Source organism: Corynebacterium sp. TUM25020, assembly GCF_056388495.1.
Genome location: NZ_JBWJFG010000003.1, coordinates 272906 through 293048, shown reverse-complemented (window position 1 = coordinate 293048; position 20143 = coordinate 272906). Strand labels below are relative to the sequence as shown.

19 protein-coding genes and 1 pseudogene are annotated in these 20143 nt (G+C 59.1%); 17 read left to right on the top strand and 3 right to left on the bottom strand.

Features of this window, described 5'->3' with window-relative positions; genetic code table 11:
* Positions 1–11: 11 nt before the first annotated feature.
* The gene (locus AC05K6_RS05855; RefSeq protein ID WP_476728022.1) at positions 12–1745 is read right to left on the bottom strand and encodes a long-chain-fatty-acid--CoA ligase; all 1734 of its coding nucleotides are present in this window, start codon (positions 1743–1745) and stop codon (positions 12–14) included.
* Between the two features lie 157 nt (positions 1746–1902).
* Between AC05K6_RS05855 and mshA the strand changes: the two genes are divergently transcribed.
* From mshA to AC05K6_RS05820, 7 genes are all read left to right on the top strand, one after another.
* Positions 1903–3162, top strand: coding sequence for a D-inositol-3-phosphate glycosyltransferase (gene mshA, locus AC05K6_RS05850; RefSeq protein ID WP_476728021.1), 1260 nt, complete (start codon positions 1903–1905; stop codon positions 3160–3162).
* A 111-nt stretch (positions 3163–3273) separates the two neighbouring features.
* Positions 3274–3738: a hypothetical protein gene (locus tag AC05K6_RS05845; RefSeq protein WP_476728020.1), complete on the top strand. Its 465-nt coding sequence runs from the start codon at positions 3274–3276 to the stop codon at positions 3736–3738.
* A 73-nt stretch (positions 3739–3811) separates the two neighbouring features.
* Positions 3812–3991, top strand: coding sequence for a hypothetical protein (locus tag AC05K6_RS05840; protein ID WP_296215380.1), 180 nt, complete (start codon positions 3812–3814; stop codon positions 3989–3991).
* A gap of 62 nt (positions 3992–4053) precedes the next feature.
* Entirely contained in the window at positions 4054–4668 is a 615-nt protein-coding gene (locus tag AC05K6_RS05835; RefSeq protein ID WP_448307797.1) for a type III secretion system chaperone family protein, read from the top strand.
* A gap of 56 nt (positions 4669–4724) precedes the next feature.
* Positions 4725–5489 carry a phosphoglyceromutase gene (locus tag AC05K6_RS05830; protein ID WP_476728019.1) on the top strand — a complete coding sequence of 255 codons (765 nt, stop codon included), beginning with the start codon at positions 4725–4727 and terminating at the stop codon, positions 5487–5489.
* A gap of 5 nt (positions 5490–5494) precedes the next feature.
* Entirely contained in the window at positions 5495–6799 is a 1305-nt protein-coding gene (locus AC05K6_RS05825) for a sensor histidine kinase (protein WP_476728018.1), read from the top strand.
* 131 nt (positions 6800–6930) lie between these two features.
* Complete coding sequence (locus AC05K6_RS05820) at positions 6931–7623, top strand: response regulator transcription factor (protein WP_293790818.1); 693 nt, start codon at positions 6931–6933, stop codon at positions 7621–7623.
* Here the strand turns inward: AC05K6_RS05820 and AC05K6_RS05815 are convergent.
* Entirely contained in the window at positions 7620–8609 is a 990-nt protein-coding gene (locus AC05K6_RS05815; protein WP_476728037.1) for a DUF3109 family protein, read from the bottom strand. The genes AC05K6_RS05820 and AC05K6_RS05815 overlap by 4 nt on opposite strands.
* A gap of 48 nt (positions 8610–8657) precedes the next feature.
* Here AC05K6_RS05815 and AC05K6_RS05810 point away from each other — a divergent pair, with 48 nt between their 5' ends.
* The 6 genes and pseudogenes from AC05K6_RS05810 to AC05K6_RS05785 all read left to right on the top strand — a co-directional run bounded on the left by AC05K6_RS05810 (position 8658) and on the right by AC05K6_RS05785 (position 13696).
* A complete protein-coding gene (locus AC05K6_RS05810; RefSeq protein WP_476728017.1) occupies positions 8658–9593 on the top strand; it encodes a Ppx/GppA family phosphatase in 936 nt (311 codons plus the stop codon).
* Between the two features lie 83 nt (positions 9594–9676).
* Positions 9677–10389: pseudogene (locus tag AC05K6_RS05805) on the top strand (IS6 family transposase).
* 416 nt (positions 10390–10805) lie between these two features.
* On the top strand, positions 10806–11828 hold the full coding sequence (locus AC05K6_RS05800; RefSeq protein ID WP_476728016.1) for a DUF2157 domain-containing protein: 1023 nt from the start codon (positions 10806–10808) through the stop codon (positions 11826–11828).
* Positions 11829–11907: 79 nt separating this feature from the next.
* Positions 11908–12774, top strand: coding sequence for a pyrroline-5-carboxylate reductase (proC, locus tag AC05K6_RS05795; protein ID WP_448307801.1), 867 nt, complete (start codon positions 11908–11910; stop codon positions 12772–12774).
* Between the two features lie 313 nt (positions 12775–13087).
* On the top strand, positions 13088–13288 hold the full coding sequence (locus AC05K6_RS05790; protein WP_293792386.1) for a helix-turn-helix domain-containing protein: 201 nt from the start codon (positions 13088–13090) through the stop codon (positions 13286–13288).
* Positions 13289–13594: 306 nt separating this feature from the next.
* On the top strand, positions 13595–13696 hold the full coding sequence (locus AC05K6_RS05785) for a 30S ribosomal protein bS22 (RefSeq protein ID WP_003855542.1): 102 nt from the start codon (positions 13595–13597) through the stop codon (positions 13694–13696).
* Between the two features lie 96 nt (positions 13697–13792).
* On the opposite strand, the gene AC05K6_RS05780 is transcribed toward AC05K6_RS05785, so the two are convergent.
* Positions 13793–14995 (bottom strand): HAD family hydrolase, encoded by a 1203-nt coding sequence (locus AC05K6_RS05780; protein WP_476728015.1) that lies wholly within the window; start codon positions 14993–14995, stop codon positions 13793–13795.
* 88 nt (positions 14996–15083) lie between these two features.
* Here AC05K6_RS05780 and AC05K6_RS05775 point away from each other — a divergent pair, with 88 nt between their 5' ends.
* The 4 genes from AC05K6_RS05775 to AC05K6_RS05760 all read left to right on the top strand — a co-directional run bounded on the left by AC05K6_RS05775 (position 15084) and on the right by AC05K6_RS05760 (position 20116).
* The gene (locus AC05K6_RS05775) at positions 15084–15398 is read left to right on the top strand and encodes a glutaredoxin family protein (RefSeq protein ID WP_476728014.1); all 315 of its coding nucleotides are present in this window, start codon (positions 15084–15086) and stop codon (positions 15396–15398) included.
* A 166-nt stretch (positions 15399–15564) separates the two neighbouring features.
* Entirely contained in the window at positions 15565–17067 is a 1503-nt protein-coding gene (locus AC05K6_RS05770) for a glutamyl-tRNA reductase (RefSeq protein WP_476728013.1), read from the top strand.
* An 8-nt stretch (positions 17068–17075) separates the two neighbouring features.
* Positions 17076–18122, top strand: a complete 1047-nt coding sequence (gene hemC, locus AC05K6_RS05765; protein ID WP_476728012.1) for a hydroxymethylbilane synthase — start codon at positions 17076–17078, stop codon at positions 18120–18122.
* A 149-nt stretch (positions 18123–18271) separates the two neighbouring features.
* Positions 18272–20116 carry a uroporphyrinogen-III synthase gene (locus AC05K6_RS05760; RefSeq protein ID WP_434828317.1) on the top strand — a complete coding sequence of 615 codons (1845 nt, stop codon included), beginning with the start codon at positions 18272–18274 and terminating at the stop codon, positions 20114–20116.
* The last annotated feature ends 27 nt before the right edge of the window (positions 20117–20143 follow it).

Sequence of the window (20143 nt, the reverse complement as noted above, 5' to 3'; positions counted from 1 at the left end):
TCACGCCCCCACTACAGCATCGTTTGAACTAGATCCTTCACTTCGCGGCGCCGGATCTTGCCGATCAGATCGGTCGGCATCTCATCGATCACAAAGAAGCGGCGCGGCACCTTGTAGCGGGTCAGTCCCTCGCGAGCCCACTCACGCACGGCTTCCTTGTCGAAGTCGGCCTCGCTGACACCATCCGCCAGGACAACCGCTGCGACGACTTCCTCGGAGCCGTCGTCCTGTGGCAGACCAACCACGCCGGCGTTCTGGATCTGCTCGTGCTCTTCGAGGAATTCTTCAACCTCGGCTGGGTAGACGTTGAACCCGCCGGTGATGATCATTTCCTTAATGCGCGAGACGATCTTGATGAATCCATCCGGCTCCATTACGGCCATGTCTCCGGTGCAGAACCAGTCCTTGTGGAAAGGCTGATCCTCGTCTGGGATGTTGATGTACCCGTTGAACACCTGGCGGCCGCGAGCCAGCAGCTCGCCGGCCTCGCCGTCGGGCATGGTCTTGCTGAAATCCTCCGGGTCAGCCACGCGCAATTCAGTATCCGGGAATGGGATGCCAATGTAACCTGCGCGACGCTCCGGAGTGACGGGGTTCGCCACAAGGATCGGTCCGGACTCGGTCAGACCGTAACCTTCGACGATCTTTCCGCCAGTCTGCTTCTCCCACTCCATGGTGGTGTGTACTGGCAGCGGAGCGGCCCCGGACAACGCGTTGGCGATGCCGCTCAGGTCGAGGTTGTGCTCCTTGGCGGCCGTCAGAATCTTGTCATACAGGGTCGGCACACCCGGCATGTAGGTGGGAACCTCGCGCTTCAGCTGGTCCACGATCAGTGGGATCTCCGGCTTCGGCAGCAGCAGAAGCTTTCCGCCGGTGGACACAGCCAGTGCAGCGGTGAGCGTCAGCCCGTAGATGTGGAACAGTGGCAGGGCGGCGAGGAACTTCTCCTGGCCGCGTTCGCCGATGCCACTGATCCAAGAACGCCCCTGGACAACATTGGACATGACGTTGCCGTGCGTTAGCTGTGCACCCTTTGGCTTACCGGTTGTGCCGGAGGTGAACAGGATGAACGCAGGGGAGTCCTGGTTCGTATCCGGGCAGTTCTGAATATCGGCACCGTCGCCGCCCATCTTGGGGCTCTGCAGCTCAGAGAAAGGAATGGTGCCAGGCGCCTCCGCGTGCAGCTGTTCACGCTTTTCCTTCAGCGACTTGATCGGCAGTTTCAGTGCCAGGCGCTTAACTAGCGGCATGGCATCGATCATGTTCACGCTGACGACCTTTTCGATCGGTGTGGTACGCGAAAGTTCCTGGAATAGCGGGGCGATCTTGTCCCAAACTACCGCGACCTTCGCGGCATGGTCCTTGCACGGACCTTCCAGCTCGCGTGCGGTGTACAACGGGTTGTGTTCTGCCACGACGGCACCGAGCTTGTGTGCGGCGAAAATTGTCAGCAGGTGCTGCGGGCAGTTCGGTAGCGCCACCGCTACACGGTCACCCGAACGAACTCCCAGCTCGCGCAAGCCGGCGGCAACGCTCTTTACCTGCTTCAGGAATTCGGCGTAGGTCATGGTTTGGCCGAAGAAATCCAAAATGTCGGCGCTCGAGTGTTCGGCGACGGTGCGGTCGAGAAGCTTAGCCATGGTGTCATCCGTGTACTCCAGGCTGTGCGGGGTCCACTCCGCGTAGTACTTCAGGTAGGGCTTGTCCTTCCAGGCCGTTCCCTCTGGGCGCTCGGTGTCAGTCATGTAGATCCCTTTGGTCTTAAAGAAACAGTCTTTAACGTGATGCACGTTACTTTGGAAGACTAACTAACTTCTTCTCTTTCTTTGGCCGAATTAAGCAAATTTTATTGACGCCACCTCGCTCCCCAGCTCCGCCCTAATCTGTCTAAGCTGGGGCGGTATGCGCGTCGCAATGATCTCCATGCACACCTCACCCCTCGAGCAGCCTGGTACGGGGGATGCCGGCGGAATGAACGTATACGTCAAAAATACCGCTGAGCAGTTGGAACGTATGGGCGTCACCGTCGATGTATTTACTCGTGCAACACGTCCACTGCAGGGCGAAGTGGTTAACGTTCGGCCGGGGTTGCGGGTGATTAACTGCGTGGCTGGTCCTTATGAGGGGTTGTCGAAGGAGGAGCTGCCTACGCAGCTGGCAGCGTTTACTGGGTCGATCCTGGCTTTTTGTCGCGAAGAGGGGGTCACCTACGACTTGATCCACTCGCATTATTGGCTGTCTGGTCAGGTCGGATGGCTGCTGCGCGATTTGTGGCAAATCCCTTGGGTGCATACCGCCCACACGCTAGCGGCCGTGAAGAACAACTCCTTGGCCGATGGTGATTCGCGCGAGCCGGAATCGCGCCGCATCTGCGAGCAGCAAATTGTGGACAATGCGGACTTGTTGATCGTCAACACGGACCAGGAGGTGCAGGATCTTATTGAGGGGTACGACGCCACAACGTGCGCTATTAAAGTCGTCCCACCTGGCGCAGATGTCGACCGGTTTACGCCTGGATCGGATCGCGCGACTGAGCGTTCGCGCCGCGATCTAGGTATTCCCTTCCGTGCGAAGGTGATTGGTTTTGTTGGTCGGCTGCAGCGATTGAAAGGCCCACAGGTGCTGCTGCGGGCGGTGGCGGAGCTGCGCCGCCGGCATCCGGAACAGCAGTTGGCGGTGGTAATTTGTGGTGGTTCTTCTGGGGCAGGCGGCAACGAACTAGAAAGACTGCAGCTGCTGGCCCAAGAGCTGGGGATTAGTCGGTTCGTGCGTTTCTTGGCGCCGCGCCCGCCCGAGGAACTGGTGGGCGTTTACCAGGCAGCCGACATTGTGGCGGTGCCCAGCTACAACGAATCCTTCGGTCTTGTGGCGCTGGAGGCGCAGGCGTGCGGCACACCGGTCGTGGCCACTCGGACAGGTGGTTTGCCGATCGCAGTGGACGATGAGAAATCGGGCCTTTTGGTGGAAGGGCACGATACGGATGCCTGGGCGGATGCGTTGGGCAGACTCGTGATGGATGATGACTTGCGCATCGCTATGGGGGAGCATGCCCCCAGTCATGCTGCGAAATTCTCCTGGCAGGCCACTGCGGAAGCTCTGTACGACTTGTACGAAGAGCTGCCGCCGGCGGGGCACCGTGGGGAGCGCCAGCCTGCCGGGTAGAAGCCAAGCATCCAGACAAACCTCATCTCTGGATAACTGCTAATCTCCATAAAAGGATTGGAAGAATAGTTTCATTACACTTTCTCAAAGCTATCTAGGAGATAAATAAGAATGCCTGGAAATGTTTACGGGGAAAATGAGGAATCGCTCGACTTGGCGCGCATTGGATTGTGGTTCGTATCGATCCTATTATCACTGTCGACTATTGCGTTGTTATGTAGTTGGCTATTCTTTCACCGCTATGCAGATGCTTTTGTTGCGTCTCACTCCTCTTCATTTGAAGGGGTGGATGATCCAGGGGTTCGAAGCGGTGTGATCCTTGGAGCACTAATCCTCCGTACTGTGGTTGCTCTTACCTGGGGTTTCTCTGCCGTTTACCTGTATAGGGAGTTGCAAAAGCGGCGCGAGCAGGCCGGGGTGATTTTGATGTTCTACGCGGGCGTGTGTCTTGTGAGTTTTTCGTATCTGGCGTTCCGTGCAGATCTACCCGCAATTACTGTGGTGCGTATCGTTCAGGTAGTAGTTTCAATAACATTATTGCTTTACCTTTTCTTAAGGAAAATTCGCAGTTTTTAGTCTTGCTGAGATAATGGTTTTGTTGTTACCGTGGAGAGGTAGTTGGAAACCTTGAATCAGGAGTTTTTCGGTAATGGATCGCCTGAAAATTGAACAACTCAAAGCGGTGGTCATGTCGATCATCGCATTGCTTACATTGGTCGTTGCTGCCATGACACATGACTATGCAATGACCTGGGTACCCGTTCTGCTAAGTGCTTTTGCTGCTTGGTTCTGGTGGAAGTGGAGCGCGCTTTCCCAGCGCGGGGAGTAACTTCCTTGGATAAAGGCTGAAGCTACCTGCGCCGGGGCAAGGGGAAATGTAGTTTGGGGCGTATGGATCGCTCAAGGATTTGTGAACTTCTGGACGAGGCGGAAGTTGAATACACCGTCCCCGAAGGACCGGCCGGTAACGATGGCAATGTTGTAGTTGTGCTGCCGGGGGAAAAGCGCCTGAAGACGAATTGCATCTTCATCCCGCAGGATGGCATGTTCCGCGTGGAGGCTTTCGTCTGCCGTGCCGTTGAAGAAGGCCAGGAAGAGGTCTACAAGCTTCTGCTGCACGCCAACCGTCGCTGCTATGGAGTGCACTACACGCTGGATCGAAACAACGACATTTATCTGGTCGGCCAGTTTTCGGACAATACAAGTAGTGAGGAAATTCAACAGATCCTCGGCCAAGTGCTGGAGAGGGCGGATGCGGACTTCAACCGCATTTTGGAACGCGGTTTTGCGTCCTCCATCCGCCACGAGTGGGCATGGCGCCTGTCGCGCGGCGAACCCACGATGAACCTCGCTGCATTTGCACACCTCAAGCCCTCCGAACAAGAGGTTCAGTTGTTGGCTCCGCCACCGGGCTCCAAGTTGGCGTCCGAAGCAAAGAGCCCGAGCGTCCCGGATCTAGCCGGTGACGGCGAAGGCGAAGAAACAGACACAGAATCGGGAGAATAGCCACGGTACCGCCGTATCCGGGGCGCGCAGGCGCGCAGCATGGCAGAATTGAGAGTATGAGCGAGCAAAATAATTCCCACGGAAATCTGATTCTGCTGCGTCACGGCCAGAGTGAATGGAACGCCTCCAACCAGTTCACCGGCTGGGTGGATGTAGCGCTGACCGAAAAGGGGCGCGAAGAGGCGGTTTGCGGCGGCGAGTTGATCAAGGAAGCCGGCCTGGCTCCGTCCATTCTGTACACCTCCCTGCTGCGTCGCGCTATTACCACCGCAAACATCGCCCTCGACGCGGCGGATCGTCACTGGATCCCCGTTGTTCGCGACTGGCGCCTGAACGAGCGCCACTACGGCGCACTGCAGGGTCTGAACAAGGCTGAGACTAAAGACAAGTACGGCGAAGATCAGTTCATGGCATGGCGCCGTTCTTACGACACCCCGCCACCAGCTATTGACGCTGACAACGAGTACGCACAGACCAACGATCCGCGTTACGCCGACCTGCCAGAGGTTCCGGCCACGGAGTGCCTGCTGGATGTCGTCAAGCGCTTCATCCCCTACTACCAGGAAGAGATTGAGCCACGGGTGAAGAACGGCGAGACCGTACTGGTGGCCGCACACGGTAACTCTCTGCGCGCGCTGGTTAAGCACCTGGACAACATCTCCGATGAGGACATTGCGGCCCTGAACATCCCGACCGGCATTCCGCTGGTGTACCGCATTGACGCGAATGGTCAGGTTCTCAACAAGGGTGGCGACTACCTGGATCCGGAGGCAGCAGCAGCTGGCGCTGCCGCCGTCGCCGCACAGGGTCAGGCTAAGTAATAGTCTTGGATTTCCTTACCTCTGGGCTTGCCCTCGGGGTTCTTTTGGGGCTGGTTTTTGGCGTATGCCTCGGCGCATTCGGCATGTGGGTATACCGCAAACGAGTGCAGGCTCAACGCAATACCCGCACCCAAAAGGAACTCGAGGGCAACCGTGTTTCTACCGTCGCCCAGGTCCTCCACTTCACCATTCAATCCGCGCCCGATGCAGTGGCGGTGGTGGACCGTAAGCGCAATGTGGTGCTGTCGAATCCCCGAGCCCACGAGCTCGGGCTGGTGCATGAGCGAAACCTCAATGCCGAGGCGTGGAAGATGGTGGAGAGAGTCTTTGCCGACCAGGAGCCGCGGCAGTTGAACTTTTTGCCACCACCACGCCGCAGCAATCGTCCCGTTATTGCGGTAGCCGGTCAGGTACAGCTGCTCTCGTTAGCGGATGATCGTTTTGCGGTGGTGTACGCCGCCGATGACTCTGAAACAGTGCGCATGGAATCCGCACGCCGCGATTTCGTGGCCAATGTCTCCCATGAGTTGAAAACCCCGGTGGGCGCTATCTCTTTGCTGGTGGAGACTCTTATGTCGGTGCGTGACGATGAGGAAGCGGTTGAGTACTTCGGCTCGAAATTGATCGTTGAGGTACGCCGCATGAATCAGATGATCACCGAGCTGATCAGCTTGTCTAAGTTGCAGGGTGCCGAATCGCTGCCGGATCTGGAGGTCTTGAGCATCGATAAGGTCATTGAAGATGCGATCGATCGCTGCCGACTCGCAGCGGAGGCGCGAAACATCGAGATCGTGAAGGATTCGCGGTCCGGCGTGATGGTGAAGGGTGATAAGGGACTCTTGGTTACCAGTGTCTCCAACCTGCTGACCAACGCAATCAACTACTCGCCCGAAGGATCACCCGTTTCCATCTCCCGCGACGTGCAAAACGACATGGTAGTTATCCGAGTCACCGACCGGGGTATTGGTATTTCGCAGGACGATCAAAAGCGCGTCTTTGAGCGGTTCTTCCGAGTGGACAAGGCACGGTCCCGTGACACAGGTGGCACGGGCCTGGGGCTTGCAATCGTTAAGCACGTCATGGCCAACCACGGGGGCAGCGTGTCTTTGTGGTCCCGCCTCGGAACTGGCTCAACCTTCACTCTGGAGCTGCCGCGATTCGAGGAGGGCAACGCGAAGAACTTGCCCAGTGGTGAGATTCCGGTGATTCCCGATAAGCGGCGGCTGGACGATGCAAAGGCTGCAGGGAATACAGAAGTTACAAATAACGAGGAGGCCACGGGGGATGAAGAACGCGGCCGTGAAGGGTAGCCGCCCGGTTATCGTCAGGTAATCCCCCAATGAATTACGTGTATTCGGGGTTGCTACAGCCTAAATCCTGCGCGGACGTTAGCATAGGGGCGGTAGCTTGAAAATATTCTTTTGAAAGGTATTCGGCAGCTGTGACGAGCGTTTTGATTGTCGAAGACGAAGAGTCTTTGGCGGAACCCCTAGCGTTCCTTCTGAAGAAAGAAGGTTTCGAAGTCTTCATGGCCCCGGATGGCCCGACTGCGTTAGACACCTTCGCAGCTGAGGACATCGACATCATCCTTTTGGATTTAATGCTGCCCGGCATGTCCGGCACGGAAGTCTGCCGACAGCTGCGCCAGACCTCCAGTGTTCCGGTAATTATGGTCACCGCTCGCGACAGCGAAATCGACAAAGTCGTTGGCTTGGAACTCGGCGCCGATGACTATGTGACCAAGCCTTATTTCGCCCGCGAGCTGATCGCCCGCATCCGCGCGGTGCTGCGCCGCGGTGGCGAAATCGAGGTTGAGACTCCAGCTGAGGATGGTTTAGTACTGCAGGAAGATCGCGTGATGATGGACGTTGAGCGCCACATCGTCACCGTTGACGGCCAGAAGGTTCCGATGCCGCTCAAGGAATTCGACCTGCTCGAATACCTCATGCGCAACAGCGGGCGCGTGCTCACCCGTGGCCAGCTGATCGATCGTGTCTGGGGCGCCGATTATGTCGGCGACACCAAGACCTTGGATGTCCACATCAAGCGGTTGCGTTCCAAGATCGAGCGTAACCCCTCGCGCCCAGAGATTCTGGTGACCGTCCGCGGCTTGGGCTACAAGTTCGAGGCTTAGAGCCCGCGCCGCCGTGCCTCCGCCGTCGCCGGGTGGATCGATAGTAGTGGGAATCCGCTCGGTGAGATCTGCGCCAGCTTCTCACGTTCCGCGCAGTGAGCCGCGACGACTTCATAGGCTTCTGCACCGATGAGCTCTGTCAGCTCCTCGCGCCCGGTGCGCCATAGCGCCTCGCTACCTGCGTGGCAGTTCGGATCCGAGGAGCAGTACCAATCGAAGTCCTCGCCGCCGTCGCCCCACCCGCGCCGGTTGTATTCAGTGACGGTCGTACGCAGCATCTCCACCCCGTCGGGCCGCGTTTCCCAGTCCTCGAGTCGCCGCAGTGGCACCTGCCAGCACACCTCGGGCTTTGCCGCAGGCAGTTCCACGTCGTTGCGCAGCGCCCAGGCATGCAATGCACACCCCTGACCCGCAGGGAAGCCCTGGCGGTTAGCGAAAATGCACGCACCGTTCGTGGTTACCGTCTTGAGGGCGGGTTCCATCTCGCCCTCGTCGTTTTCAAGCTCGTCCCATTCGAGCCATGGCTCGAGTTCGTCTGTGCTCTCGTTGTCGTTGCTGTAGTCGCTGTGTTTTTTATGACGCCCAGTCGCCTCCCATTCTTCCATTTCAGCGGGACGGTTCTGCCAATCTTCCGCGGTGAGCTTTTCCGCGACATTTCGCAGGGTCGCACGGTCGTCTTCATCCGTGAGAAATGCTCCGTGAGTGCAGCAGCCGACGTCCGGATTCTCGGCGTCAATACCTAAACACGCTTCGGTGCCAAACCGGCAACGGTACGTGGACAGCAACCAGGTGAGATCCACCTGAATAATGTGTTCTGAATCGGCGGGGTCGATGAATTCCAGCCATTCGCGTGCGTGGTCAGCGGGCATTTCGCGGCCGGCTCGGATGGAAAGATCGGCAGGGGTTCCCTCCGGGTAGCCGGTAGCCAGATTGTTGTTGGGACCTTCTGGCTGAACCGTCGAGGGGGTTGCAGATTCGCTTTCCATAGACGTTTCATTCACGAGTTCCACCGTAGACGCATTAGGCTGGGAGGCGTGCGATTAGGTGTGCTTGACGTAGGTAGCAATACAGTTCATCTGGTGGTCGTCGATGCACAGCGCGGCGGACCGCCGACCCCCATGAGCAATTGGAAAACACCCATGCGCTTGGTGGAGTACCTGGATGACAAGGGAGCGATTAACCACAAAGGGCAGGAAAAGCTCCTCAACGGTGTGGCATTGGCGAAGGAGATGTCCGAGCAGTTCCGCTGTGAGGAAATGCTGCCTTTTGCCACCTCCGCAATCCGTTCAGCGGAAAACTCCGACAAGGTGTTGGACAAAGTGGAGAAGGAAACCGGGGTGCGCCTGCGGATTCTTTCGGGGGATGATGAAGCGAGGCTGACGTTCCTGGCGGTGCGACGTTGGTACGGCTGGTCAGCGGGACGGATTTGCGATCTGGATATTGGCGGTGGATCGCTGGAAATGTCCATCGGAATGAACGAGGATCCGGATGTCGCCTGCAGTGTGAACCTGGGAGCTGGGCGGTTGACTCGCGAATGGTTCGATACCGATCCGCCGTCGAAGAAGAAGATTGCTGCGCTGAAGGAATTCATCGACGAAGAGCTGAATGATCCAGTGGAGAAGCTGTTGGACTCCGGTGATATTGACTTGGCGGTGGGTACGTCTAAGACCTTCAGAATGTTGGCGCGACTCACAGGTGCAGCGCCTTCTTCTGCAGGCCCGCGGGTCAAGCGCACGCTGACTCAGGCTGGTCTGCGCCAGTTGATTGCCTTTATATCCCGCATGACCGCCGCCGATCGCGCGGAGTTGGAGGGAGTAAGTGCCGAGCGCTCTCACCAGGTGGTTGCCGGTGCACTTGTGGCGGAAGCGACGATGCGCAAGCTAGAGATCGATGTGCTGCACATGTGCCCGTGGGCGCTGCGCGAAGGAGTGATCTTCCGGCAGCTCGACCATAGTTCGCAGACGAACTAACAATCCTTAACCTGGTTGATAGACCCCGTGGTGCTGTTGCAAAGTTGGGGCAGTAGGAAGAGCGACGTGAAATAGTCACAGCCATGGGTATCTTCTCCGGTTGTCATTTCCCCTCGTGGCATCATTCTGTGGGCAGTGCGGTGGTACTGCCGCTACGGGGTGAGCTACCGCGATCTGGAGGAAATGATGACTTCAGCGGGGCGTGCCGGTCGATCACACCACGATCTACCGCTGGGTCCAGAAATACGCCCCTGAGCTGGACAAGCAAACACGGTGGTACCGGCAGGTACCTGACTGGCAGGCTAGTTCCTGGCGGGTGGATGAGACCTATATCCGGGTCGGCGGCAGGTGGTGCTACCTCTATCGGGCGATCACCGCCGGTGGCCAGACCCTGGACTTTTACCTCTCTCCGAAGCGAAACGTGGCCGCAGCGAAGCGTTTCCTGGCCAAGGCCCTCAGATCCAATGCGTCAGCCGGGTATCCCAGAGTGATCAACACCGATAAAGCACCCTCCCTAGCCAGGGCAATCGCCGAGTTGAAGTCAGAGGGAATCTGCCCGCCAACAGTGGAATACCGGCAGGTGAAATACCTCAACAACATCCTGGAAGGCGACCATGGTCGGCTGAAGCGGATCCTCGGGCCGAAAGGCGCGTTTAAGAACCGGACATCTGCATATCGGGCGTTGAAAGGGATGGAGGCGATGCACTCATTGCGGAAAGGGCAAGGCGCGATGTTTGCCTACGGGCAACCGAACCCGGACGCGGTGATCGTCAACCGGGTCTTCGAGACGGCCTAACAACGCCCACACGCAGCGGCCATCAGGGAATGAGAAACTGAGTCTTCGCTGCTCTCCGCCCAACTTTGCAACAACACCGTTTTGAACTTCTTGCAGCTTCATATAGATGCGATGGCTCAATGAATAAGGCACCGCACCAGTCGGGTTCCTCTAACCTCATGAAAGCTAGGTGCACTAGCAGTCCACCGAAAGAATGCCCTATGACAGTAACCTGCCGGTTAGTTATCGTGTGGTGTGGTCGGCCCAGAACTGGATTTCTTATAAGTGGGGCGACAAGCGCCAGTTGCTCCAAGCCAGGTGCGGGGGAGTACAGTACTCTGTTTGAAGACATATGTTTAAAGTGACACTTGAGGGCAGAACGTAGGCGAATGCCTCGTGCCTCTGCTATTCAGGTGGTCAAGTGATGGGATCAATGGATGAGTGAGAAGCTGACAGTCGCCGAACTCCTCGCCCGCAATGGGCGAGAAAGCAGTTCCGCTGACACTGGCCGGCGTCGACGTCGTCACCGCAACTTGGAACAGGGCGGCGTGTCCGTTGCCGAGCTGACGGGTTCCATTCCAGTAGTCCAGACTGAGGACGACGTAGCTAAGGCAGCTAAGCCGGAAGACGCGGCTGCGAAGGTAACTGAGAAGCCCGCAGCACCGAAACAAGAGCCAGCAACTACGCAAGAGATCCAGCAGGATCAGCGTTCCGTGAGCCGCACTTCGGAGCGCCCGGAGGAAAAGACTGGTCAGCTTTCCAACGTTGAGTCTTCCCCAAAGAAGGCTGCCGAGGCGCCAAAAGAGCGAAAGGCAACGGAGCCTACCTTTGGAGATGTTGCGCGTGGTCGCGTAGCGGAAAAGCCCGCTGAGCCCACTCAGCCCACTCAGTCCACTCAGCCCGCTGAACCCGCTAAGACTACTAAGGCCACCAAGGTCACCAAGCCGATCAAGCCATCCAAGTCTGCAGTAGCCGGCACGGCCGCAGGAACCGCGGCTGCAGGCACCGCTGCGACTGAGGCGGCTTCGGGTACTGACGCTAAGACCCCTGAAAAGGGTGGCGTCACAAAGCGCGAAAAAGACAGCGCAAAGAAGAAGGCAGTAACAGCTGCAGCCGCGCCTGGCGTGTCGAGTGACGAGCGGGCGCAGTTCGCGGAGCTCGAGCGCACTCTCGAGGATGGCGAAGTCGTCGAATACGAAGACGACACGATTTCCTGGCCAATGATGATCCTGCAGGCGATCCTTGCTATCGCTGTGGGCGTGGGCGTGTTCTTCGGATTCAGCCTGGTATGGGCCAAGGCGCCGACGATCTTGGCACTGGTACTGGCAATCGCCGTGACGCTGCTGCTCGTCGGCTTGGTACACGCACTGCTACGCCACCGCGACAAGCTGCTGATGATCCTCGCAGCCGTCGTTGGACTCGTGCTCACGATCGGGCCGCGTTTGGTTCAGGGGCTATAGAAGCCCGATATGTTCACTGGCATGGGGGGAGCCAGCGGGGAGGTAGCAGGAAGCCGCCAATCCTGGCACGCTGGGTTATATGACTCAAATTGGAATTATTGGCGGAGGAAATATCGGCGAGGCCCTGCTGGCCGGAATCGTTGCGGATACGAAGGATGCCGCAGACGCTAAGAAAATCATCGTTGCGGATCCGTCGCAGGAGCGACTCGACGAGCTGAAGGATAAGTACGGCATGGTCACCGCCCACGAGGGGCGCGAGGCTGCTGAAGGTACCGATATCCTCTTCATCTGTGTGAAGCCCAACATCGTCCCCATTGTTTTGGATGAGGTGGCGGAGGTGCTGGATAGCAACTCGCAGGACACGATCGTGGTTTCCCTGGCTGCGGGCGTCACCATCGGCACTATGGAATCCACTTTGCCGGCCGGTACCACCGTGGTGCGCACAATGCCGAATACCCCAATGCTGGTCGGTCAGGGCGCCATCGGTATTGCGGGCGGTCGCTTTGCCGAAGAGGGTCAGCTGAAGACGGTGCAGGACATCATGTCCAAGGTCGGCGAGGCTGTCATCGTCAAGGAAAAGGACCTGGATGCGGTGACGGCTGTGTCCGGCTCTGGTCCGGCCTATATCTTCCTGGTTGTGGAAGCCATGATCGAATCGGCAGTGCAGCTGGGGCTGGCACGCCCGCTGGCGGAGCAGCTGGCTATCGCTAACGTGCAGGGCGCGGCCACCATGATGTCCCAGAACTTCGCCGAGGGCGGGGATACACCGTCTGTTCTGCGCACCAAGGTCACAAGCCCGGGCGGTACCACGGCGGCGGCTCTGCGCGAGCTGGAAGAGTCCGGCCTCCGCGGAGCCTTCTACCGTGCGATGGAGGCATGTAAGGATCGTTCTGAAGAGCTGGGTGCGCCGAAGCCGAGTGCACAGTCTGCGAACAACGACGACTAGTTCGGCGCATAGCGGTAGCGTCACGCCCATTTGGGGTTAGTTTCACCGCTACACAGTCGACCCCAGTGATCTTTTTAGACACATTTATTTAACACAAATCACGCCTGTTCAATCCAGTCACGAGCGATCACTGGCGTGAGCTTTATTACCCCGAGTTGCGTGAGTCACTCGGGGCAAACTGCCCTCAATGGTTCCCCTTGTTGCACATTGTTCACAGGTTTCACGTTATGATGGTTCGCGAGCGATCACGTGTGACGTCCTGCAGGAGGGGAAGCCTGCAGCGCATGAGAGCGCAAAAGAAAGAGAATGATCTATGGCTAACACCGATAATGGAACATTTCTGACCGTCGCAGAGGTCGCTGATCTGATGCGCGTGTCGAAGATGACTGTTTACCGCTTGATCCACTCGGAGGAGCTGCCTGCCGTTCAGGTTGGCCGCAACTTCCGTGTTCGCGGATCTGCCGTTGATGCGTACCTCGGAGCTTCCGAGTACAACCCCGGCCAGACCGGCTAAAGAACCGTACCTGTAGTTCTCAGATACGGTCTGATTTAGCAGAAACAACAGTCCTCCATTATCGGTACTCAGTGGCTTCGACCGCTGACCCGGTGATGGGGGATTTTTGTTTCTCCGCGGTGGGGGAGGCTAAACTGTGGAACATTCGTGTCTGCGAGTGTGAGCAAACTCTTATGCGGTCGCCCGTCGCGGCGGCTCGCGCACATTCGAGGACACATCTTCCCTGCCGCCGTAAAAGGTCCGGCGGTGGGGGAGCAGACCTTTGCATTGAAGAGATAACTAACCGAGAGAAACGAGGCTTACCCCATGGGTTCTGTCATCAAGAAGCGCCGCAAGCGCATGTCCAAGAAGAAGCACCGCAAGATGCTGCGCCGGACTCGCGTTCAGCGTAGGAAGCTCGGTAAGTAACCTCCGCTGCCGCATATAAATAAACCCACCGCGGACGCCCCGATATAAGGCGCAGCCCCGGTGGGTTTTTGCGTGCTTGCGGGGTGACACTGGGCGCTAGCGGGACTGCTTCCGCCAAACCCACGCCCAACCGCTAGCCAGCCCCAGTGCACCGGCTCCTAGGGCAAGGCGCAGGCCACCTACTCGTCGGAGCATGCGGCGTAGTCGCCGATAGTCACGTACCTCCCAGCCCCGCTCGGTCGCAGCCTTTCGCAGCTTCGAATCCGGGTTAATAGCCACCGCCGTGCCCACGGTCGACAACATTGGCAGGTCATTTACGGAATCGGAGTATGCGGTACAACGGCTCAGATCCAGCCCTTCGTAGTTCGCCAGGGCGATCACCGCATGCTTCTTTTCCTCACCATGCAGCAAGTCACCGACCATGCGGCCGGTAAAACGACCATTCTTTACCTCGGCCACCGTGCCCAATGCGCCGGTGAAGCCAAGCTCCTTAGCGATGATCTGAGCCAGCTGCACTGGCGAGGCCGTCACCAACCACACCTGTTGCCCTGCCTGGATATGCATATCGGCCAGTTCCTTGGTGTCCGGGAAAATTCGCTCCGCTATGGTCGCGTCCCAGATCTCCTGTGCCATCTCGATAACCTCGGACTCCTTACGTCCCTTCACGAGTGCCAGGGCTTGTTCGCGGCCACTGGAGATATCGTCGGCGCTTTCCTTACCCAATGTGCGAAACTTCAGTTGCACCCAGATGAAGCCAAGTAGCTGCCGGGCGGTGAAGAAGCGACGCTTCGCCAGGCCACGCGCGAAGAGCAAAATTGAAGCTCCTTTGATGAGCGTGTTGTCCACGTCGAAAAATGCACCTACGCCCGTGTCCTGCGGAATCGATGGATCCGGATGTTCCAGGTGGCGCGGCGGCATCGCTGCGATGCCCGCACCTTCCAGGTTCGCTAGGCCGGTGCGTAGCTGATTGCCGTCAATCGCGTAGTTGTGCGCGAGCTGATCCAGCTGCGCTTCGCTGAGCTCCCACAGTGCTTGTGGCGCCCCGGTGCCGTACCCGACCTGTAGGTTTGGAGACGACGCCACCTTTTCCTTTACTTCATGCTCAGTAGCGGCCTCATGATCTGCGTGGCGAACCTTTGCAGCGCGCTCGTCGCGGAGCTCGCGGAAATATGCCCTGGCGCTCAGCGACAGGGCGCGCAGGTAACCACGCCATTCGCTACTGGTATCGCGCCAACCCGCGCGCCAGCGAGGGCCTGGCTTGGGGGTGTTCGACGGTTCCAGATCAGGCGCTTCATTCACATAGACAAAGTTACCCTGAAAGCACCGCATAAGCGTCCCTCTGCAAGAGCGCTTGTTCCGTCCATGCTGACGGGTAGCATGATCACCCGTGAGTTCCGACAACATCGCAGCAGATAATGCTTTCGCCACAGCTGGGCAGCCGCAGGTACGCGTGCAGCTGATTACCCGTTCGACTTGCGGATCCTGTGCCCGCGTACACCAGCAAATCCTCCCCATCGCACATCGCTATGGCACGACGGTGGAAGTGATTGAACTGGACCGTGGTGGCGTCACAAAGGAAAAAGAAGAATTGGCACAAGAATTTGGCGATCGTGTACCGGTCGTGCTCGTCGACGACGAGGAAGTCGCCTGCTGGGAAATCGACGACGATGACCTGATCGCAGCGCTGGAACAGAACCACTAACTGAATCGATCGGGCGCAAGGGGAGCCCAGCGAGCCCCATATATCAGCCGTGGGAACTCGTTTTGGCAACGGGGTGGGTTAAGGGCTACCGTAGACACTCGTAACAACTTGGGGGTGAGCCACGTGCTGCCGCCCTAAGTGATCCCCGCAGGAGGCCTGAAGACAAATGAGTAGTAACACCCGGACTGGTTCCGCGTCGGTGTTGCTGGTCGGGCTGTCTTTCCGTTCGGCGCCGGTGACGATGCTGGAGCAGGCCTCGGTGGCTGATGCGGATCTTCCTAAGCTGCAGCTTTCGTTGGTGGATAACGATGTGATTTCCGAATCTCTTGTGCTGTCCACGTGTAACCGCATGGAGTTTTACACTGTCGCCAACGCCTTCCACTCCGGGTTGGATCATGTGGTGGAGACGGTTGCGCAGTTCTCTGGCTTGCAGGCCGCGGACTTGGAGCCGCATTTGTATGTGCACTACGCCGACTCCGCGGCGGAACATATGCTGAAGGTCGCTTCCGGGCTGGATTCCATGGTCGTGGGGGAGCAGCAGATCATCGGCCAGCTGCGCAGCGCCTATCAGTCCGCCAATGAAACGGGCACAGTCGGGCGCACCCTGCACGATCTGACGCAGCGCGCCCTGCGCACGGGTAAGCGCGTACACGCCGAGACCAGCATCGATTCGGCAGGTGCTTCCATGGTCTCCTTCGCGGTGGATCAAGCTCTGCGCTATGTCGAGCCCGCGCACGTTCTTTCCTCTGTTGTGGATGACGCCCCTACGTCCCAACCCCTGGCAGGCCACCGCGCGCTGATCATTGGAGCGGGAGCTATGGCCTCCCTGGCATCGACCTACCTGGGGAAGCTGGGTATCGACCACGTGACTGTGGCCAATCGCACGCTGTCGCGGGCGGAGAACTTGGTAAACCATGCTCGCGAAGCCGGGGTGGATGCCTCTGCTGTGCCACTTGATGGAGTGGCGGATTGCCTGAATGCGGTGGATATTGTGGTATCCGCGACCGGTGCTGTCGGAAATGTCGTGACCGAACAGGCCGTGCGAGCCGCGGTAGATGCCGGGGCTGGCTTCGGTTCTGCCTCCAGCGCCGGGACAAAGGTGCTGATCGATCTATCTATGCCGGCGGACATTGAGCGTTCCGTGGCCGACGTTGAGGGCGTCAAGCTGCTGAACATCGAGGAACTCACCACGATGGCGGGCGAACGTGTGAAGGACGAGGATCCCGCCCGAGAGATCGTCGCTAACGAGTTGCAGAGCTTCTTGGAACAGCAGCGTGCGCAGTCCGTGGTGCCCACTGTTAAGGCTCTGCGTAAGAAGGCCGGTGAGGTTATGGCCGAGGAGCTAATGGCATTGGAGCGCCTGACCCCCGACATGTCCGAAGCGGATCGCGCAGCAGTAGCTAAGTCGATGAAGCGTGTGGTGGATAAGTTGTTGCACACGCCGACGGTGCAGGCAAAGAAGCTTTCCGCCGGAGGCCAGCAGGTTAGTTACCCGGATGCGCTCGCGGCGTTGTTCAACTTGCCGAACGGCATGGTGGATTCTGTTACGCAGCCGGGGCAGGTTAAAGCAGGCACACCCCAGACTGTGAGATCTACTACAGGAACCGTTGCCCGCGCCGATCAAATCCCAAGCGCTGCCCGTATTAGCCAGGTAGCGAAGGAGGCTTAAGACTTTTCATGTCCAATACCACGCCTAACCCGACCGCTGAACACAGCCGCACTTTCCTGATTGGCACCCGTAGATCCGCCCTGGCAACCACTCAGACCAGTCATGTCCGCGCAGCCATGCTCGCTGCGGGCTACCAGGCAGAACTGCACCTCGTCCATACCCCGGGTGATGCCTCGCAGGCCGCACAGACACCGGTCGCGCAGATCGGCGTGGGCGTCTTCACTGAGACCTTGCGTAAGGCTCTCGAAGCTGGCGAATGTGATGTCGCCGTGCACTCCTTCAAGGATCTGCCCACCGCACCCGACCCACGTTTTCGCACCGTAGTCCCGCGGCGAGTGGATCCGCGTGAGGTGTTGGTGAGCCGCAATGGCGAAGCATTGCTGGAGCTGCCACAAGGCGCCAAGGTAGGTACGTCTGCTCCCCGCCGTGTCTCCCAGATTCGGGCAGTCCGCCCCGACCTGGAACTAATGCCACTGCGCGGCAATATCGATACCCGCATGGGTCGCACGGAAAAAGATCTGGATGCGGTGGTTCTAGCCCGCGCCGGGTTGGAGCGCGTCGGACAGCTGAACCGCGCTGCCGAGTCGATCGACCCGAGCACGATCATGCCCGCGCCAGCTCAGGGTGCGTTGAGCGTGGAGGTACGCGCTGACGATGACGCTGCCTGGCAGGCGGTTAGCCACCTGGATCACCTGCCCAGCCACATGGCTGCCGTCGCGGAACGTGCCGTCCTTTCCACCCTGGAAGCCGGCTGCACCGCCCCCGTAGCGGCGTATTCCCTGTGGACAGAGCCGGAGGACACCGCAGACAGTGCGCCGGAACAGCACGTTCTGCGCGTATTCGGTGGCGTATTCGCTATGGATGGATCCCGCAAATTAGTGCAGGTTGGCGAAGCTACCTTCGACATACCATCTCCCACCTCTGATAAGGGATTCCCGGCAGCTGAGGAACCCCGTTGGCAGGAGTACATAGATGCCGCCAGAGCCATAGGCACTGACATAGGCAAAAACCTTCTCAAGGATGGTGCCGCCGAGATAGTGGCTGAAGCCGATTAACTCACTTTCTTTGTGACGCCCTCAGGGGATGAATCACAGCCCTTTCAACTCGGCAGCGAAGTGCCAAAAGTCCTGGAGACATTCACATTTCCTGTTGAGCACTGCTTTCAAAAAATCTTAATAACCCCGACAAAATAGAAAGTTCCACCATGACCGATTCCGGATTTGCCCAGGTAGGAGGCACTGATTCCGCTACCGTGGCGTCAGTAGCCGACCTGGCTCCCACTGGACACGGCCGGATCCTCTTCGTGGGCGCGGGCCCCGGAAACCCGGAGCTGTTGACCATCCGTGCGCGCGACATTCTGGAGACCACCGCTCACGCTTGGGTCGACCCGGCTGTATTGGGATCCGTACGGAACATCATTGCCACCCGGCTCCCGGTGCCGCAGGCCAAGCTGGATGCCGCCGAAGCTGAGTGGGAGGCACAGGTAAAGGCAGCTAAGGAAGCTGGCGCTCGCCGTCGTCCGCCGCGCCCCGCCCCGCCGACCGCTGCCGAGATCGTGCTGGCTGCCCCGGCGGCAACGGAAAATACTCCGCAGGCTACGGAAGAACAGACCTCCGGCGAGTCCGCGGAAGAACTCGATTCCACTGGAGTTTCCCTGGCCGTAGCCCCAGACGTGCTGGCCGAGCAGATGATCGCCTGTGCAAAGGCAGGCAACGACGTTGTGCGACTCGTCGCCGGTAATCCGCTGAGCAACCCGGCCGTCATGGATGAGCTGCAGCACGTCGCGGCCAGCTCCGTGGACTTCCAGGTGATCCCGGGCATGACAGGTTCCGTGGCCGTGCCCGCTTTCACCGGCATCGGTGTAGGACCTGACGTTACCGAGGCGGACGTACGCGGCGGAACTGATTGGGATCAGCTGGCCGCCGCCGGCTTGCCGCTGATAATCACCGCAGCCCCGGACGACCTGGCCACAATCGCACAGGAACTGAAGTCCCGTGGCATTGCGGGAAACACCCCCGCGACAGTGACACTGCACGGCACCACCCGCCGCCAGCGCAGTTACGACGCCACGCTGGATACGATGAAGTCCATCACCACGCAGTCCGGCCCAGCCGCCAAGGACGGCGAGCTGCCTGATGAGCTGATCGTGACTATCGGTTCCCAGGTCGGCAACCGCTCCAAATACTCCTGGTGGGAAAACCGCGCACTCTATGGCTGGACCGTCCTGGTGCCGCGTGCGAAGAACCAGGCCGGCCCAATGAGCGCCCGTCTAGCCTCGCACGGCGCAATCCCGGTGGAGGTTCCCACGATCTCCGTCGAGCCGCCGCGCAGTCCCGTACAGATGGAACGCGCAATCAAGGGGCTCGTGGACGGTCGCTACCACTGGATCGTCTTCACCAGCGTTAATGCCGTGAAGGCCGTCTGGGACAAGCTTCGTGAGTTTGGCCTGGACGCCCGCGCTCTTGCAGGTGTGCGCGTGGCCGCTGTAGGGCCGAAGACCTCTCAGGCGGTGAAAGATCTGGGCATCACGCCTGAGCTGTTGCCCAAGGATGACGCACGTAATGCCGCTGGTCTGGTGGATGTCTTCCCACCGCACGATCCAGACCTGGATCTGGTGGACCGTGTGCTACTGCCACGCGCAGATATCGCCACAGACGTGCTGGTCGATGGCCTGATTGAGTTGGGCTGGGACGTCGAGGACGTGGTGGCTTATCGTACAGTCCGCGCCGCCCCGCCGAGCCCGGAGATCCGCGACATGATCAAAACCGGTGGTTTCGACGCGGTCTGCTTCACCAGTTCCTCGACCGTGAAGAATCTGGTGGGAATCGCCGGCAAACCGCATAACCGCACGATCATCGCCTGCATCGGGCCGATGGCCGCGCAGACCGCCCGTGAGCATGGCCTGCGCGTCGACGTGATGCCCGAAGCAGCTGGGGTACCGGAGCTGGTTGACGCCCTCGCTGCCCACGTCGCTGACCTGCGCGCCAAGGGACAACTTCCGCCGCCGCGAAAGCGGAGGCGGCGTCGGAAAAAGACCACCGAAAAGTAAAGCACTGACCGGCGGATAAGCACCTCG

Excerpts from the sequence above, each read along its gene's own strand:
- AC05K6_RS05855 (WP_476728022.1), bottom strand. The coding sequence starts at position 1,745 with ATGACTGACACCGAGCGCCCAGAGGGAACGGCCTGGAAGGACAAGCCC.
- mshA (WP_476728021.1), top strand. The coding sequence starts at position 1,903 with ATGCGCGTCGCAATGATCTCCATGCACACCTCACCCCTCGAGCAGCCT.
- AC05K6_RS05845 (WP_476728020.1), top strand. The coding sequence starts at position 3,274 with ATGCCTGGAAATGTTTACGGGGAAAATGAGGAATCGCTCGACTTGGCG.
- AC05K6_RS05840 (WP_296215380.1), top strand. The coding sequence starts at position 3,812 with ATGGATCGCCTGAAAATTGAACAACTCAAAGCGGTGGTCATGTCGATC.
- AC05K6_RS05835 (WP_448307797.1), top strand. The coding sequence starts at position 4,054 with ATGGATCGCTCAAGGATTTGTGAACTTCTGGACGAGGCGGAAGTTGAA.
- AC05K6_RS05830 (WP_476728019.1), top strand. The coding sequence starts at position 4,725 with ATGAGCGAGCAAAATAATTCCCACGGAAATCTGATTCTGCTGCGTCAC.
- AC05K6_RS05815 (WP_476728037.1), bottom strand. The coding sequence starts at position 8,609 with ATGGAAAGCGAATCTGCAACCCCCTCGACGGTTCAGCCAGAAGGTCCC.
- AC05K6_RS05800 (WP_476728016.1), top strand. The coding sequence starts at position 10,806 with ATGAGTGAGAAGCTGACAGTCGCCGAACTCCTCGCCCGCAATGGGCGA.
- proC (WP_448307801.1), top strand. The coding sequence starts at position 11,908 with ATGACTCAAATTGGAATTATTGGCGGAGGAAATATCGGCGAGGCCCTG.
- AC05K6_RS05790 (WP_293792386.1), top strand. The coding sequence starts at position 13,088 with ATGGCTAACACCGATAATGGAACATTTCTGACCGTCGCAGAGGTCGCT.
- AC05K6_RS05785 (WP_003855542.1), top strand. The coding sequence starts at position 13,595 with ATGGGTTCTGTCATCAAGAAGCGCCGCAAGCGCATGTCCAAGAAGAAG.
- AC05K6_RS05770 (WP_476728013.1), top strand. The coding sequence starts at position 15,565 with ATGAGTAGTAACACCCGGACTGGTTCCGCGTCGGTGTTGCTGGTCGGG.
- hemC (WP_476728012.1), top strand. The coding sequence starts at position 17,076 with ATGTCCAATACCACGCCTAACCCGACCGCTGAACACAGCCGCACTTTC.
- AC05K6_RS05760 (WP_434828317.1), top strand. The coding sequence starts at position 18,272 with ATGACCGATTCCGGATTTGCCCAGGTAGGAGGCACTGATTCCGCTACC.